Source organism: Dactylosporangium aurantiacum (assembly GCF_000716715.1).
Classification (GTDB): Bacteria; Actinomycetota; Actinomycetes; order Mycobacteriales; family Micromonosporaceae; genus Dactylosporangium; species Dactylosporangium aurantiacum.
The window spans coordinates 1-14,388 of record NZ_JNYJ01000057.1 but is presented as its reverse complement, the minus strand read 5'-3'; the positions used below and the strand labels follow the sequence as shown (position 1 = coordinate 14,388).

Here is a 14,388-nt window from a genome sequence, read left to right as displayed (position 1 = left end):
CGACCGTTCACATCGGCCACCGCCGCTGCCTGCACGGCGCACCGCCAGGTGCGCACCGCCACCTGGCGCACGGCCCTGACCTCGCGCGTCGCGGGCGTCGTCCCGGCCCGCGAGGCTCGACCACGACGCGGGAGAAAGCGTGACGCGGGAGGGAAGCGCGGCGCCTGGAATGGCCCGGACGTGGAGACCGGGCGGTCGCACCCGCCAACTTGTGCGACCGCCCGGCGACTGTGCGCGGCGGGCCGGCTGGCGCTGGGCCCGGTGGCGGCCGGACCCAGCGCCAGGTTCCGGGCGCCGTCTGCGGTGGGACAGGACGACAGCGGCCGGGGCCGCGGCGTCCGCGGTGGATCAGGACGAACCGTGGCCGGGGCCGCGGCGTCCGCGGTGGATCAGGACAGCCGCAGCCAGGCCGAGGCGTCCGACGGGAGGGTGCCGTCGGCGTTGAGCGGCACACTGCTGATGAGCACCTCGCGGTGCGGCGGCAGGACTGCCGGATCCGAGCCGAGGTTGGTGACGTTGGCGAAGGTGTCGTCGCGGGCGAAGGCCAGGACCTCCGGGGCCGAGTCGAGCCAGCGCATCGGGCCGTCGCCGAGCGAGGGTTCGGCGCGGCGGATGCGCAGGGCCCGGCGGTACAGCTCGAGGAAGGAGCCCGGGTCGCCCTCCTGCGCCTCGACGGTCTTGCCGGCCCAGGCGGTCGGCTGCGGCAGCCAGGGGGCGCCGGCCGCGTCCGCGGGGCTGAAGCCGAACGGGGCCTCGGTGCCGGACCAGGGCAGCGGCACGCGGCAGCCGTCGCGGCCGGGGTTGACGCCGCCGGAGCGGTGGAACATCGGGTCCTCGCGGAGGGCGTCGTCGAGGTCCTCGACCTCCTCGAGACCCAGCTCCTCGCCCTGGTACAGGTACACCGCGCCGGGCAGGGACATGATGAGCAGCGCGGCGGCGCGGGCGCGGCGGGCGCCGAGCTGGAGGTCGGAGGGGACGTCGCGGCGCTTCTCGGCGAACGCGAAGTTGGTCACCTCGCGACCGAAGCGGGTCACCTCGCGGGTGACGTCGTGGTTGCTCAGGACCCAGGTGGCCGGGGCGGCGACCGGCGCGTGGACCTCGAGGGTCATGTCGATCTCGTACCGGAGCTTGGCGGCCTCCCACGGCGCGTTGAGGAACGCGAAGTTGAAGGCCGTGTGCAGCTCGTTGGGCTCCAGGTAGCGGGCGAACGCCTCGTGGTCGGGCAGCCACAGCTCGCCGATGAGGGCGCGCGGCGGGGTGTACGTGTCGGAGATGCGCCGCCAGCTCTGGTAGATCTCGTGGATGCCCTCGTTGTCCTCGTAGACGTCGCTGACGAGCGGGTCCTTGATGAGGACGGCGGCGGAGTCGATGCGGATGCCGTCGATGCCCCGGTCGAGCCAGAAGCGCACGATGTCCTCGAACTCGTCGCGCACGGCCGGGTGGTCCCAGTTGAAGTCGGGTTGTTCGGAGGCGAACAGGTGCAGGTACCACTCGCCGTCGGGGACCCGGGTCCAGGCGGAGCCGCCGAAGATGGACTGCAGGTCGGTCGGCGGCTGCTCGCCGTCGGGGCCGCGGCCCTTGCGGAACCAGAAGAGGTCGCGCTCGGGTGAGCCGGGCGCCGAGGCGAGCGCCTTCTGGAACCAGGCGTGCTGGTAGGAGCAGTGGTTGGGCACGATGTCGCAGATGACCCGGATGCCGGCGGCGTGCGCCTCCTCGATCAGCTTCTCGGCCTCCGCGAGGGTGCCGAAGATCGGGTCGATGGCGCGGAAGTCGGCGACGTCGTAGCCGCCGTCGGCGAGCGGGGACGGGTACCACGGCACGATCCAGATCGCGTCGATGCCGAGCTTCGCCAGGTACGGCAGTCTGGAACGCAGGCCCGCCAGGTCGCCGACGCCGTCGCCGTTGCCGTCGGCGAAGCTGCGCAAATAGATCTGGTAGATAGCGGCGCTGCGCCACCAAGCCTGGTGGTGTTGGTCGGCCACGTGGAACCTGCTTTCTCACACTCGGTTTGCCTACACACGACAAGCCTGTCGGGGGCGTTGGCTGTGGGTGACGCTGGTGCTGCCGGAGGGTCGTGCGCTCAGCCCTTCACGGCTCCTCCCAATCCTGCACCGGACAGGAACAGGCGCTGGAAGGCGATGAAGAACACGACCGGGATGAGCGTCGAGATCGCGAGGGCGGCGAGGAACACGCCGAGGTCGGTCTGGGACGCGATGGCCGGGAGGCGGACCGACAGCGGCTGTTGTGCCGGGTCCTTGAGCACCAGCATCGGCCAGAGGAAGTCCTTCCAGCTGGCGACGGTGGCGAACACCGACACGACACCGAGGATGGGCTTGGACATCGGCAGCACGACGGACCAGAACAGCCGGAACGCGCTGGCGCCGTCGACCTTGGCCGCCTCGAACACCTCGCGCGGCAGGCCGTCGAAGAACCGGGTCATGAGCACGACGTTGAACGCGCTCGCACCGGCCGGCAGCCAGACCGCGAAGAAGTTGTTGATCAGCGACGTACCGATGAGCGGCGGGTTGAGGATGGTGAGGTACAGCGGCACGAGGAGCACGACGCTCGGCACGAACAGGGTCGCGATCACCAGGCCGTTGACGATCTTGCCCCAGGCGGGCCGCAGCACGGACAGCACGTAGCCGCCCGTGGTGGCGACGACCATTTGCACGAACCAGGAGCCGATCGCGAGCCAGATGGTGTTCAGGAAGTACCGGCTGACCTTGACGTCGTTCCACGCCTCGGAGAGGTTCTCCCAGCGCACGCCGTGCGGGAAGATCGCCAGCGGCGAGCGGATGATGTCCTGGGTGGGGGTGATCGCGTACTTCGCGAGCAGCAGCATCGGCCCGACGCCGACCACCAGGAGCAGCGCCAGCAGGATGCCGTGCAGCGCCTTGACGGTGGCCTTGACCCGCGGGTTGCGCCAGTCCTGCGCGGAGATGTAGCCGCGGCTGCTGTTCTCGAACTGGGAGGCCTTGCGCTTGCGGACCGTGCGCGCACCCCGGACCGGACCGGCCGGGGTCGCGGCCACGGGCGCCCGCCGCCGCGCGTCCGCGGCGGGACCGGCGTCCGGCCGCTGCCCGGTGGGATTGGTGACGGTCATCGTGGTCCTCTGCCCTTCCGGGATGTGCCGGCCCGTCATGACTTGCTCCAGCCGGACGTGAGCTTGAAGTACAGCAGCGACAGGACCGCCAGGAACACGGCGAGCATGACCGACAGCGCCGTGGCGGCACCGTAGTTCCCGCCCAGCGACCGGCCGAACGCGTAGTCGTAGATCATGAGCAGGATCGTCTGGGTGGCGCCGGCCGGGCCGCCGCCGGTGAACAGGTAGGGCTCCAGGAACACCTGGACGGTACCGATGATCTGCAGGATGAACGTGATGAGCAGGACCCCGCGCAGCTGCGGCATGCTCACGTGCCAGACCCTGCGCCAGATGCCGGCGCCGTCGACCTCGGCGGCGTCGTACAGCTCGTCCGGGACGCTGAGCAGCGCGGCCAGGTAGATGATGACGGTCCCGCCGGCCGCGGCCCAGGTCGCCTCGACCACCAGCGACGGCATCGCGAGCGACGGGCTGGACAGCCAGGCGTACGGGCCGAGCCCGACGTAGCCGAGGATCGTATTGAACACGCCGTCCGCGGCGCCGTCGTAGAAGAACTTCCACAGCAGGACCGCCACGACCGGCGGCACCACGACGGGGAGGTAGGCGAGCACGGAGTAGAGGCCCTTGCGCTTGCGGACCGAGCTCATGAGCACCGCCGTCACCAGCGGGATCGGGTAGCCGAACACCAGGGCGAGCAGCGCGAAGTACAGGGTGTTCAGGATCGCGTTCGGCAGGTCGGGGTCGGTGAGCACGTACTCGAAGTTGCGCCAGCCGACCCACGTCGGGTCGCCGACCAGGTTGGTCTTCTGGAAGCTCATGACGATCGACCGCACGATCGGCCACCACGAGAAGATCCCGAAGATCAGCAGCAGCGGCAGCGCGAACACCACCGAGCTCAGCCCGCCGCGCTGGACCCACGTGACCACGTCGCGGCGGCGGGCCCGCCCGCCCCGGGGGCCGCCCGTCCCCGGCGTGTGGTTGCCCCCGGTGGCGGCGGCGCCGCCGGTGTGCCGCAGGGCGCCGGAAGAACTCACGACACCTCACTCCTCGTCCTGGTTCGGGGGCAGAGCCCCGGTGTGGGCCGTCGGCGTACCCACGGCCCACACCTTTGCGGGTTTGTCGATGTGCGGTGAGGGTCAGCCGGCCGCGTCGATGGCGCGCTGCGCCTTCGTGTTGGCGTCGGCGAGGAGCTGGTCGATGTTGGCGTTCTTGTCGGTCAGGACGGCCTGGACGACCGTGTCGAGCGACTTGTAGACGTCCTGCGTGGCCAGCGGCGGCTCGTTGACGACCTTGGCCTCGAAGACCTTGCCGGTGAAGGTGGTCATCTGGTCCAGCGGCACGTTGACCAGCGGCTTGATCCACTCCTGGTACTGCTGGTACTGCTGCTGCGTGAAGATCGGCAGCTCAGGGGTGCCGACCGGCTGCTTGCTCGCGATCTGGATCTCGGCGGCCTTCTTCGCGGCTTCCGCGTTGGTGTACTTGCGCAGGTAGTGGTAGTCGATCCACTTGATCGCGGCGGCCTTCTCGTTGGCGCTGGCCTTGCTGGACACGGCGGCCATGGTGCCGCCGCCGAGCACGCCGGAGTCACCGCCGGACAGCGGGATCATGGTGAGGCCGTAGGTCTTCGGGTCGATGTTGTTCGTCTGCACGAGGCTGGTGTAGACGTCCTGGCCCGAGGTGTACATGCCGACCTTGCCGGCGGCGAACGCCTGGTTGATGCCGGTCCAGTCGTAGTCGAAGTTGGCGCCCATCGAGTTGTCGGTCCAGCGCAGGTCCTTGAGGAACTGCAGCGAGGCCTTGGTGGCGTCGTTGGTGAGCGTCGCCTTCTTGCCGTCCTCGAGGCGGCCGCCGCGGGCGTAGGTGTCGACCGTCAGCTGCCAGCCGCCGGTGCCGTCCTTCGCCATCTGGGCGAAGCCGGCCTGGCCGGTCTTCTCCGCGATGGCCTTGGCGGCGGCGCGGACCTCGTCCCAGGTCGTCGGCGGCTTGCTCGGGTCGAGACCGGCCTTGGTGAACAGGTCACGGTTGTAGTGCAGGCCGACCGCGTAGACGCTCTTGGCGGGGATCGCGTAGACGTGCCCGTCCGGGCCCTGGCCGTACTGGAGCACGTTCTTGTTGAAGTTCGAGGCGTACGACAGCGTGCTCAGGCTCGACTGCATGTCGGCGATCTGCCCGTTGCCGATCAGCGTCTTCGCGTCGGTGAAGGGGATCTCGAACACGGTCGGCAGGGTGCCGCCGGCGAGGTCGGCCGCGAACGTCGTGGCCTTCCACTCGTAGTCCTTCGTGACGACCGTGATGTTCGGGTTTTCCTTCTGGAAGTCCGTGACCTCGGCGGCGAGCGCCTGCTGCGCCTCGGGCTTGGAACCCGGGAGCAGGCCCACGACGTTGAGCGTGACCTTGGCGTTCGCGTCGGCTTTCGGGTCCTCGTCGCTGCCGCACGCGACGAGCGTGCTGGTGAGCGCCAGCGCACCGGCGATGGCGACGGCCATCCTGGTACGTGAGTACTTCATCGTCGCTCCTTGTTGGGGTGTGGAGACATCCGGGCCCTGCCTGGACGGGGATCGGATGGAGAGGTGGGGCGTCCGACCTGGACCGCTCCGCACAGGTACGCGGCCTGGCGTCGGCTGCCGGTATGCACGTGCTTCAGGCGCGTTACTGATCGGTTTCCGTGTCGTCGCGTCAGGGTTTCGGCCTGACGTAGGCAAGAGATTAGGCTCACGCGCCACAAGAAGTCCATGGCCCGTTGCAAGATTTTAATGATCCACAGGCAGGTCCTTGCATGGAGACGCTCCCATGCGCCGTGGACTTGCAGGAAAGTGGTTGAAATCGTGCATGGACCCGAGGTCACCCCCGACCCCGCGCTCATGGAACGTCGCAATCCGCGACGGCCCGGCTGTTGCGCGCGCAACGAAAGAGCGCCACGACTCCATGCAGGAGTCGTGGCGCTCGGTGCAGCTATGAAACTTGTGGGCCGCGGCCCGCCGGGCTAGGCGGCCGAGGCCGCCTTCGTGGCCTTCGGCGGGGCCACCTTGAGGGCGCCCGTGGAGCCGCGCACGACGAGCTCCGGCTCGAAGAGCATCTCCTCGGTCGGCACCAGTGTGCCGGCCACCTGGCTGACGAGCAGGGTCACCGCCGCCTGCCCCATCGCCTGGATGGGCTGGCGGACCGTGGTCAGCGGCGGGTCGGTGCAGTTCATGAAGAGCGAGTCGTCGAAGCCGACCACGGAGATGTCGTCGGGCACCTCGCGGCCCAGCCGGCGCGCCGCACGGATCGCGCCGAGCGCCTGCACGTCGCTGGCGCAGATGATGCCGGTGACCCCGTGCTTGATGAGCCGCGTCGCGCCGGCCCGGCCACCCTCCATCGAGAAGATGACCCGCTCGACGTCCTCGGGGTTGACCGTGTCGTTGAACCGCGCGGCCCCCTCGAAGGCGGTCAGCTTGCGGTTGGACGGCGCGTGGTCGGCCGGGCCGAGGATCAGGCCGATGCGCTTGTGCCCGAGCGAGACCAGATGGTTGAACGCCTGGTCCACGGCGTGGCCGTCGTCGACCGACACCCGCGGGAAGCCCAGGTCGTCGATCGCCGCGTTGACCAGCACCGCGGGCAGGCCGCGCTCATGCAGGCGGTGGTAGTGCTCGTGCTCGGCCGCGGCCTGATGGTAGAGGCCGCCGCAGAAGATGATGCCGGACACGTGCTGGTCCAGCAGCATCTCGACGTAGTCGGCCTCCGAGACGCCGTCCGCGGTCCGGGTGCACAGCACCGGCGTGAAGCCGCGCTTGGACAGCGCGCCGGCGACCACCTCGGCGAACGCCGGGAAGATCGGGTTCTGCAGTTCCGGCAGCACGAGCCCTACGAGGCGGGCGCGCTCGCCGCGCAGTTTCGTCGGGCGTTCATAGCCCAGGACGTCGAGCGCGGTGAGCACAGCGGTGCGGGTAGCGTCGGAGATGCCGGGCTTGCCGTTGAGCACCCGACTCACGGTCGCCTCGCTCACGCCGGCGTACTTCGCCACCTCAGCGAGTCGTCGAGTCATGCCGCAAGCGTAGTGCATGCCTTCGCAATTTTTTGCACGATGTCACCCACCCAACCGCGCCGGCGCCGGCGGTGCGGCTGCGACCACCGGAAAACCGGTACAAAGGCCGCAGCCGCCACGGTCAGCCGGCGAGCGTGATGGAGATCTTCCCGGCGCCGTACCCGGACACGTCGACCTTCAGGTCGAGCCGGCGGCCCAGCGCCATCAGCCAGTTCACCGCGTCGGTCGGCGCACTCTCCCCGGGAAGGTAGGTCTGGTAGAGCTTCAGGCGCGGGGCGCCCTCGCGGTTGAGCAGGCCGGCGAGAATGTTGCACACCTCGATGGCATTCTCGCCGATCATCTTGGAGATCTCGTTGTCCTCGAAGCAGGCCTCGGCACCGCCGGGTGGGATCAGACCGATCGCGGCGCCGGCATAGGCCGTGAGCGCGAAGTCCATCCCGATCACGGCCAGCAGCTGCTGGCGTTCGTCGGTGTAGAGGGCGACGAGGGTCTTGGGGACGTCGGCGGCTCGGATCGGCTCGGCCGGGCTGACCGTGACCGGCCGGCCGAGAAGGTCGTCAAAGAGGTCTTTGACGGCCTTCGGAACGGGCAAAACATGCTCCATAGCTCAAATCATCCCAAAATTGGGTCGAGTGCGTCCTTGAATGTGTCCGCCGTGAACGGCTTGGTGACCAGGAAGAGCGCGCCCGCGTCCTCCGCCGCCTGCCGCATCTCGGGCGTGCCCTCCGACGTCACGAAGCCGAACGGCACCTGCACGCCGTTGGCCCGCAGCATCCGCAGCACCTCGACACCGGTCATGTGCGGCATGTTCCAGTCCGACAGCACCAGATCCGGCTTCTCCGCGACGGCCTTGTCGAACGCCTCCTGCCCGTCACACGCCTCGACCAGGTCATGTCCCTCGTAGCCCGCCTGCCGCAGGGTGCGGGTCACGATCTGCCGCATGACGCGGCTGTCGTCGGCGATCAGAATCTTCATGCGCTTGCTCCAGCAAGGTCGGTGGTGCTCTCCAGGACGGTCACGGTGACGGACTCGTCCATCCAGGTGCCTTCGAGGTGGCACACCTCGGTGACCGCCGGGTAGCGACCCGATGTCCCCTCGACGTGTACGTGTGGCAGCGACAATGCGCTCGGTTCCGGCAGCAGGCTCTTCACGTTGCCGCCGATGATGTTCGCGAGCTCGCCCAGGGCGTCGGCGACGTCCTCCTCCGCCACGTCGTCGAACTCGATGCCCAGCAGCGCGGCCGCGACGTTGCGCGACGCCGTGTCGGAGCAGCTGACCAGGACGTGCCCGCGCCAGGCGCCGGTGACCGAGACCGAGGCGGTGACGTCGGCCTGGTGCTTCTCCGCGGGCAGCGGCACCAGCGGACTGGCGCCGTCGAGGTCGAGGTAGGAGGACCAGACCTGCTCGGCGATCACCTTCAGGTCATCCTCGGTAGGGTTCGTCGTCATGCTGCGACTCCGTTCGGGACGAGGCCAAGCAGTGCCAACTTGTCGATGATCGCGTCGGGCGTGAACGGCTTGATCACGTATTCGTGCGCACCCGAGGCCAGCGCCCGCACGATCTGGCTCTGCTCGCTCTCCGTCGTGACCATCATCAACGTCATCCCGCGCAGGCGAGGTTCGGCGCGGACCGCGGTGACGAACTCCAGCCCGTTCATCTCGGGCATGTTCCAGTCGACCAGCGCCAGGCCGGGGATCTCGCCGTCACCGTCGAGAACATTGGCCTTCAGGTAGTCCATCGCCTCTTGGCCGTTGCCCGCCTCGACCACGTCGAAGCCGAGCTGTGCCACGATCCGCTTCAGAATGAGGCGCATCGCGCGGGAATCGTCGATCACCATGGTGAGCATCTGGCGTCACCCCTTTCCTACTGCGCTCACGGAAGCGGCGGTCTTCGGTGCGGTCCGCAGCTTGTAGGCGGACGTCCTGCCGGCGACCACCCGTTCGAATCTGTCGTCGATGCCGATCGTCGTCTCGGCCGAGCCCAGGAAGAGCCAGCCGTCGGGCCGCAGCGTGCCGGCGACCCGTTGCAGCACCGTCCGCTTCGTCTGGACATCGAAGTAGATCAGTACATTGCGGATGAACACGATGTCGAACGGCCCCATGGACGGAAACGGCGCGGCCAGGTTGAGCCGGCGGAACGTGACGTTCTTGCGTAACGACTGGGCGACCTGCCAGTGCGCCCCGTTGCGCTCGAAGTGCTTGACCAGCAGCGGCGCCGGCAGCCCGCGGTTGACCTCCAGCTGGGTGTACTGACCGGCCTCGGCCCGGGTCAGCATCTCGGTGGAGATGTCGGTGCCGATGATGTCGAAGGACCAGCCCGGCGGCAGGTTGTCCTGCAGCACCATCGCGATCGTGTACGGCTCCTGCCCGCTGGAGCTCGCCGCCGACCACACCTTGATCGAGCGGGTGCCGGCCCGCCGGGCCAGCAGGTCCGGCAGCACGGTGTCGACGAGCTGCTTGAACGGCTCGCCGTCGCGGAAGAACGACGTCTCGTTGGTGGTGAGCGCATCGACGATCTTGCGGTGGACCTCCGGCTCCGGCCGCTGCTGGGCACGCGCCACGAACTCCGACACGCTCGGCAGGCCGGACTGCCGGGCCAGTGGCAGGAGCCGCGCCTCGACCAGGTACTCCTTGCCGGCCTCGAGCACGATCGCCGCGTCACGCCGGACGAGGCCGCTAATGAAGGCGAACTCCTGGGCAGTCAAGGTCATCGGGTCACCTCCATGGACTTCGCACCCCGGCCACCGGCGGTACGGGTGATGAGATGGTGGGCGATCTCGCCGAGCGGGAGGACGGCGTGGGCCAGGCCGGCCGTGGTCACCGCGCCGGGCATCCCCCACACGACCGAGGTCGCCTCGTCCTGGGCGACGATCTCCGCCCCGACCCCGCGCAGCTGCTCGGCGCCGCGCTTGCCGTCCTGCCCCATCCCGGTGAGGATGATCGCGAGCGTGGCGCCGCCGTAGGTCTTCGCCACCGAGCGGAACAGCACGTCGACGGCGGGCCGGCAGAAGTTCTCCGGCGGGCCGGTGTTGAGCTTCGTGACCACCTCGGTCCCGCGGCGGTGCACCTCCAGGTGGTAGTCGCCGGGTGCGATGTACACGGTGCCCGGCCGCACGACCATGTCGCCGGCGGCCTCCACGACGGTCAGCGCCGCGGTCCGGTCGAGCCGGTCGGCGAACATCTTGGTGAAGACCGGCGGCATGTGCTGCACCACGACCACCGGCACCGGCAGGTTCGCCGGCAGCGCCCGCACGACGGTGGTCAGCGCGTCCGGCCCGCCGGTCGAGCAGCCGATCGTGACGACCTCGACGCGCTCGGTCCGCGGCGCGGTGCGCACCGGCGCGGCCGGCGGCGGTGCGGTCACCGGCGGCCGGGTCGTGCCGGGCAGCGGGGTACCGCCGGGCCGGGCCAGCGGGGGCGCCATAGGTGGGGCGACGGCGTGGCCGGCGCCGTACGTGCGGGTGTTGGGCCCGATGTTGGGCCCGATGCCGATCGACGGCCGTACCGGCGCCGCGAGCGCGCCCCGGCGGCCGCCGCACAGGGCGTGGATCCGCGGGATGATCTGCTCGCGGACCGACCGGATGCTCTCCGCGACGCTGCCCACGTTGGCCGGCTTGGTGACGTAGTCGCTGGCGCCCGCCGACAGCGCGTCCAGGGTCGCCGTCGCGCCCGCCGCCGTCAGCGTGCTGAACATGATGACCGGCAGCCGGGCGTACAGGGCGCGGATCGCTCGCAGCGTCTCCAGCCCGTCCATGATCGGCATCTCGATGTCGAGGGTGACCAGGTCCGGGCGCAGCTGCTCGATCTTGGACAGCGCCACCTTGCCGTTCGGGGCGGTGCCGACGACCCGGATCCCGGGATCGTCACTCAGCGCGTCGGTGATCAGACGCCGGACGACGACCGAGTCGTCCACCACCAGAACCGAGATCACGCGCCCCTGCCTCCAGCACCGGGGGCCCCAGCGCAGCTGCGAGGCCCGTCACGTTCCAGCGGGCTAATCGGCGTGGCCCCGGGGACGATGAGGGAAATTCCAAAAGAACCGCCCCTGCCCGGAGCATTCCGGACAGGGGCGATGTTTGCACCCGCGAGCCATGCGTCAGACCGACAGCGGCCCCATCGCGGTGAAGTACGGATCGAGCAGCCGGCGGGCCGTCGCCGAGTCCAGCAGGTCGCGCACCATCAGCGCCTGCACCGCGCCGCTGAGCAGGTTCCACACCCCGCCGGCCCGGTCGCTGACCGGCACGCCGGCGCGGTCCAGGGCCTGCACGAGCAGCAGCTGCGCGGCGGCGCCGGCGCGCACCCGGCCGGAGAGGAAGACGGCCCAGGACGCGGAGTGCACGGCCGGCGCCCAGTCGGTCAGGCCGGGGCGCGAGGTGTCGGTGACCTTGTTGAGCTGGCGCATCTGCGCCGGCGACAGCGAGCCGACCCGGCTCAGCAGCTGGCGCAGCTCGTCGGCCTGCGGGCCGAGGTCGTGCTCGCGCTCGGGCAGGGCGCGCAGCGCCGCGGCGTAGGGCGCGCTCAGCCGGCGCCGCGACTCGTCGGTCAGCAGCTCCCGCAGGTAGGCGGCCGCGGCGGCGTCGGACAGCACGCCGGTGGCCTTGCTCGCGACCTCGCTCTGCCGCTGCCGCGGGGCGCGCACCTGCGGCGTCGGCATGGTCGCCTGCGCCGGGCGGTTGCCCCAGGTCCAGTCAAGGATGTCGTACCGCAGGCAGTGCAGCAGCCCGTCGAGCGTGCCGAGCGGGGCCCGCTCGACGACCGCGAGCCCGCCGGCGTCGGCGTTCACCGCCCGGCGCTGCTGGGCGGCGGCGTCGACGTCACGCCACAGGTCGGCACGGTCCCAGTCGTCGTCGGAGCGGGCCGACGCGACGGCATCAAGGTCACTCACAGTGAGCGAGAGTCCGCGAAGCAGCACATCGGCCGCGGCCGATCCGCCCTGCAGACGGGAGAGGTCGAAGCCAAGAACGGGGGCGCTAACCAGGCTGTACATGGCAACTAGTCTGCAACGCTCCTGCACCCCGGTCTGTCAGCCAAAAGGGTCGGGGGCAACGCCCGGCGGGCCGCCGGCCGTCACCCCCCGAGCGTACCCCGTTCCGCCGGGTCAGATCCTGAACCGTGCGACGAGCGAGCGCATCTCACTCGACATGCGGGACAGATCGGCGGCCGCGCGTTGCGCCTCCGCTACGTTGAGTGACGTGTTCTGGGCGGCCGCGGCGACCGTGGAGACGTTGGTGGCGATCTCGACGGAGCCGGTCGCGGCCTCGCTGACGCTGCGGTTCATCTCGTTGGTCGTCGCGGTCTGCTCCTCGACGGCCGAGGCGATGGTGAGCTGGTAGTCGTTGATCCGCGAGATGATCTGGCTGATCTCGCCGATGGCGGCGACGGCGCCGGTGGTGTCGGCCTGGATCGCCTCGACCCGCCGGGAGATGTCCTCGGTCGCCCGGGCCGTCTCCTGCGCCAGGTCCTTGACCTCGTTGGCGACGACGGCGAAGCCCTTGCCCGCCTCGCCGGCGCGGGCCGCCTCGATCGTCGCGTTGAGCGCGAGGAGGTTGGTCTGCTCCGCGATCGACGTGATGACCTTGACGACGTTGCCGATCTCCGTGGAGGACTCGCCGAGCCGGGCGACCGCCTGGTTGGTCGACTCGGCCGCCATCACGGCCTGCGACGCGACCTTCGCCGCCTCGCTGGCGTTCTGCGCGATCTCGCGGATCGACAGCCCCATCTCGTCGGCGCCGGCGGCGACGGTCTGCACGTTGCGCGACACCTGCTCGGCCGCGGCGGCGACGAGGTTGGCCTGGTCGCTGGCCTCGCCGGTGCCGTTGGCGATCTGCGCGCTGACCCCGGTGAGCTCGCCGGCGGACGCGGCGAGGGACGAGGCGGTGGTGTCCATCGTCTGCACGGTCGTGCGCATGCTCTCGGTCGCCTTGTTGAGCGCCTCGGCCATGGCGCCGACCTCGTCGGCGGACCCGACCTCGACCCGCTGGCTGAGGTCGCCGGCGGCGACGGCGCCGAGCACCTCCGACACCCTGCGCAGCGGCCGGACGACCAGCGCGGTGACCCACAGGCCGATGCCGAACGCGGCGAGCAGGCCGAGCACGGCCGCGCCGATCAGCATCATCCGGCTGCGCCCGTAGTCGCGCTCGGCGGCGGCGCGCCACTGCTCGGCCTCGGCGAACTCGGCGGCCTGCACCTTGTCCACGAGCTGCTGCGCCCTGACGATCTGCGGGGTGCCCTTGGCCGCGGCGATCTTCACGTACTGGTCGATTCGGCCGGAGCTGGCGGCGGGCAGCATCTCGGTGTCCCGCACCGTCTGGTAGGTCTTCATCGCCTCGCCGACGGCGCCGATGTCGGCGACCCGGGCGGCCGGGGCGCCGCTGGTGCGGTACCGCTCGACCGCGGCCGCGACGCTGTTGTCGGCGGCCTTCTGCTGCTCGGGCGACAGCGCGGCGAGGGTGTCGGTGATCCCGTCACGGATGTCGGACAGGGCCGCGAACTGCGCGTTCTTGCCGGTGACCTCGCGCATGGTGTCGTTGGCGTCGCTCAGCCCGCGCAGTGCCCCGACGGTGATGGCGATCATGGCGATGCCGGCGACGACGAGGGCGCTGAGCACCTTCGTGCGCACACCGCGGTCGGTGAACCAGGTCATGGCGTCATTCCTCGCGGTTGCCGGTGCCGGACTGGTTGGTGTTGACGGCCTTGGTGGTGTCCAGCGCCAGCAGCAGCCGGCCGTCGAGCTTGAACGCGCCGGTGATGAGGTGCCGGCTGGGGCCGTGCAGGGTGTCCGGCGGTGGCTCGAACGTGTCGTCCTGCAGCGTGACGACCTCGCCGATGCGGTCCACGAGCAGCGAGACCGACTCCTCTTCGGTCCTCACGATCACGTTCATCGCCGGCTCGGCGCTCTTCGTGCGGGGCGGCAGGCCGAGCTGCACGCGCAGGTCGACCGCGGCGATCACCTGGCCGCGCAGGTTGAACAGCCCGCCGACGGACTCGGGGGCGAGCGGCACGGGCGTGTACTGGTCGAAGGAGAGGACCTCCTGCACCTTGGCGACGTCGAGCCCGAAGAGCTGGTCGGCGACCTCGAAGGTGGCGTATTGACGGCTGGCCATGATCAGGCTCCGGCGTGCTGGTAGGTGTAGTCGGCGCTGGCGTCCGACTGGTACGGGTCGTACGGGTCGATGCTGTTGTCGATCTTGGTGTGGAAGAGGGGGTCGGCGGCGAGGATGGCGCGGCGCACGTCGAGCAGTTCGGTGACGCGTTGCTGGATGACG

At 70.1% G+C, this 14,388-nt stretch carries 14 protein-coding genes; all 14 read right to left on the bottom strand.

The window, feature by feature from the left end:
- Window positions 1–389: 389 nt before the first annotated feature.
- The 14 genes from OP18_RS43455 to OP18_RS43390 all read right to left on the bottom strand — a co-directional run bounded on the left by OP18_RS43455 (window position 390) and on the right by OP18_RS43390 (window position 14,226).
- Window positions 390–1,982, bottom strand: coding sequence for a glycoside hydrolase family 13 protein (locus OP18_RS43455; protein WP_033365187.1), 1,593 nt, complete (start codon window positions 1,980–1,982; stop codon window positions 390–392).
- A 98-nt stretch (window positions 1,983–2,080) separates the two neighbouring features.
- Window positions 2,081–3,103 (bottom strand): carbohydrate ABC transporter permease, encoded by a 1,023-nt coding sequence (locus OP18_RS43450; protein ID WP_033365186.1) that lies wholly within the window; start codon window positions 3,101–3,103, stop codon window positions 2,081–2,083.
- A 35-nt stretch (window positions 3,104–3,138) separates the two neighbouring features.
- Window positions 3,139–4,134, bottom strand: a complete 996-nt coding sequence (locus OP18_RS43445) for a carbohydrate ABC transporter permease (protein ID WP_211273860.1) — start codon at window positions 4,132–4,134, stop codon at window positions 3,139–3,141.
- A gap of 102 nt (window positions 4,135–4,236) precedes the next feature.
- Window positions 4,237–5,607 (bottom strand): ABC transporter substrate-binding protein, encoded by a 1,371-nt coding sequence (locus OP18_RS43440; RefSeq protein WP_033365185.1) that lies wholly within the window; start codon window positions 5,605–5,607, stop codon window positions 4,237–4,239.
- Window positions 5,608–6,083: 476 nt separating this feature from the next.
- Entirely contained in the window at window positions 6,084–7,124 is a 1,041-nt protein-coding gene (locus OP18_RS43435) for a LacI family DNA-binding transcriptional regulator (RefSeq protein WP_033365221.1), read from the bottom strand.
- Between the two features lie 121 nt (window positions 7,125–7,245).
- The gene (locus tag OP18_RS43430; RefSeq protein ID WP_033365184.1) at window positions 7,246–7,728 is read right to left on the bottom strand and encodes a hypothetical protein; all 483 of its coding nucleotides are present in this window, start codon (window positions 7,726–7,728) and stop codon (window positions 7,246–7,248) included.
- A gap of 8 nt (window positions 7,729–7,736) precedes the next feature.
- The gene (locus OP18_RS43425; RefSeq protein WP_033365183.1) at window positions 7,737–8,099 is read right to left on the bottom strand and encodes a response regulator; all 363 of its coding nucleotides are present in this window, start codon (window positions 8,097–8,099) and stop codon (window positions 7,737–7,739) included.
- The gene (locus OP18_RS43420) at window positions 8,096–8,572 is read right to left on the bottom strand and encodes a chemotaxis protein CheX (protein ID WP_033365182.1); all 477 of its coding nucleotides are present in this window, start codon (window positions 8,570–8,572) and stop codon (window positions 8,096–8,098) included. The genes OP18_RS43425 and OP18_RS43420 overlap by 4 nt, the downstream gene beginning before the upstream one ends.
- Window positions 8,569–8,970 (bottom strand): response regulator, encoded by a 402-nt coding sequence (locus tag OP18_RS43415; protein WP_033365181.1) that lies wholly within the window; start codon window positions 8,968–8,970, stop codon window positions 8,569–8,571. Before OP18_RS43415 ends, OP18_RS43420 begins: the two co-directional genes overlap by 4 nt.
- Before the next feature lie 6 nt (window positions 8,971–8,976).
- Complete coding sequence (locus OP18_RS43410; RefSeq protein WP_033365180.1) at window positions 8,977–9,834, bottom strand: CheR family methyltransferase; 858 nt, start codon at window positions 9,832–9,834, stop codon at window positions 8,977–8,979.
- Window positions 9,831–11,054 (bottom strand): protein-glutamate methylesterase/protein-glutamine glutaminase, encoded by a 1,224-nt coding sequence (locus tag OP18_RS43405; RefSeq protein ID WP_033365179.1) that lies wholly within the window; start codon window positions 11,052–11,054, stop codon window positions 9,831–9,833. The genes OP18_RS43410 and OP18_RS43405 overlap by 4 nt, the downstream gene beginning before the upstream one ends.
- A gap of 165 nt (window positions 11,055–11,219) precedes the next feature.
- On the bottom strand, window positions 11,220–12,008 hold the full coding sequence (locus OP18_RS43400; RefSeq protein ID WP_245635735.1) for a hypothetical protein: 789 nt from the start codon (window positions 12,006–12,008) through the stop codon (window positions 11,220–11,222).
- 213 nt (window positions 12,009–12,221) lie between these two features.
- Window positions 12,222–13,766 (bottom strand): methyl-accepting chemotaxis protein, encoded by a 1,545-nt coding sequence (locus tag OP18_RS53910; RefSeq protein WP_052388209.1) that lies wholly within the window; start codon window positions 13,764–13,766, stop codon window positions 12,222–12,224.
- A 4-nt stretch (window positions 13,767–13,770) separates the two neighbouring features.
- Window positions 13,771–14,226, bottom strand: a complete 456-nt coding sequence (locus OP18_RS43390) for a chemotaxis protein CheW (RefSeq protein WP_033365177.1) — start codon at window positions 14,224–14,226, stop codon at window positions 13,771–13,773.
- Window positions 14,227–14,388 lie beyond the last annotated feature (162 nt).

What these genes read in the sequence shown, in the direction of transcription:
- OP18_RS43450 (WP_033365186.1), bottom strand. Translation starts at nt 3,103, where the DNA reads ATGACCGTCACCAATCCCACCGGGCAGCGGCCGGACGCCGGTCCCGCC.
- OP18_RS43440 (WP_033365185.1), bottom strand. Translation starts at nt 5,607, where the DNA reads ATGAAGTACTCACGTACCAGGATGGCCGTCGCCATCGCCGGTGCGCTG.
- OP18_RS43435 (WP_033365221.1), bottom strand. Translation starts at nt 7,124, where the DNA reads ATGACTCGACGACTCGCTGAGGTGGCGAAGTACGCCGGCGTGAGCGAG.
- OP18_RS43430 (WP_033365184.1), bottom strand. Translation starts at nt 7,728, where the DNA reads ATGGAGCATGTTTTGCCCGTTCCGAAGGCCGTCAAAGACCTCTTTGAC.
- OP18_RS43425 (WP_033365183.1), bottom strand. Translation starts at nt 8,099, where the DNA reads ATGAAGATTCTGATCGCCGACGACAGCCGCGTCATGCGGCAGATCGTG.
- OP18_RS43420 (WP_033365182.1), bottom strand. Translation starts at nt 8,572, where the DNA reads ATGACGACGAACCCTACCGAGGATGACCTGAAGGTGATCGCCGAGCAG.
- OP18_RS43415 (WP_033365181.1), bottom strand. Translation starts at nt 8,970, where the DNA reads ATGCTCACCATGGTGATCGACGATTCCCGCGCGATGCGCCTCATTCTG.
- OP18_RS43410 (WP_033365180.1), bottom strand. Translation starts at nt 9,834, where the DNA reads ATGACCTTGACTGCCCAGGAGTTCGCCTTCATTAGCGGCCTCGTCCGG.
- OP18_RS53910 (WP_052388209.1), bottom strand. Translation starts at nt 13,766, where the DNA reads ATGACCTGGTTCACCGACCGCGGTGTGCGCACGAAGGTGCTCAGCGCC.
- OP18_RS43390 (WP_033365177.1), bottom strand. Translation starts at nt 14,226, where the DNA reads ATGGCCAGCCGTCAATACGCCACCTTCGAGGTCGCCGACCAGCTCTTC.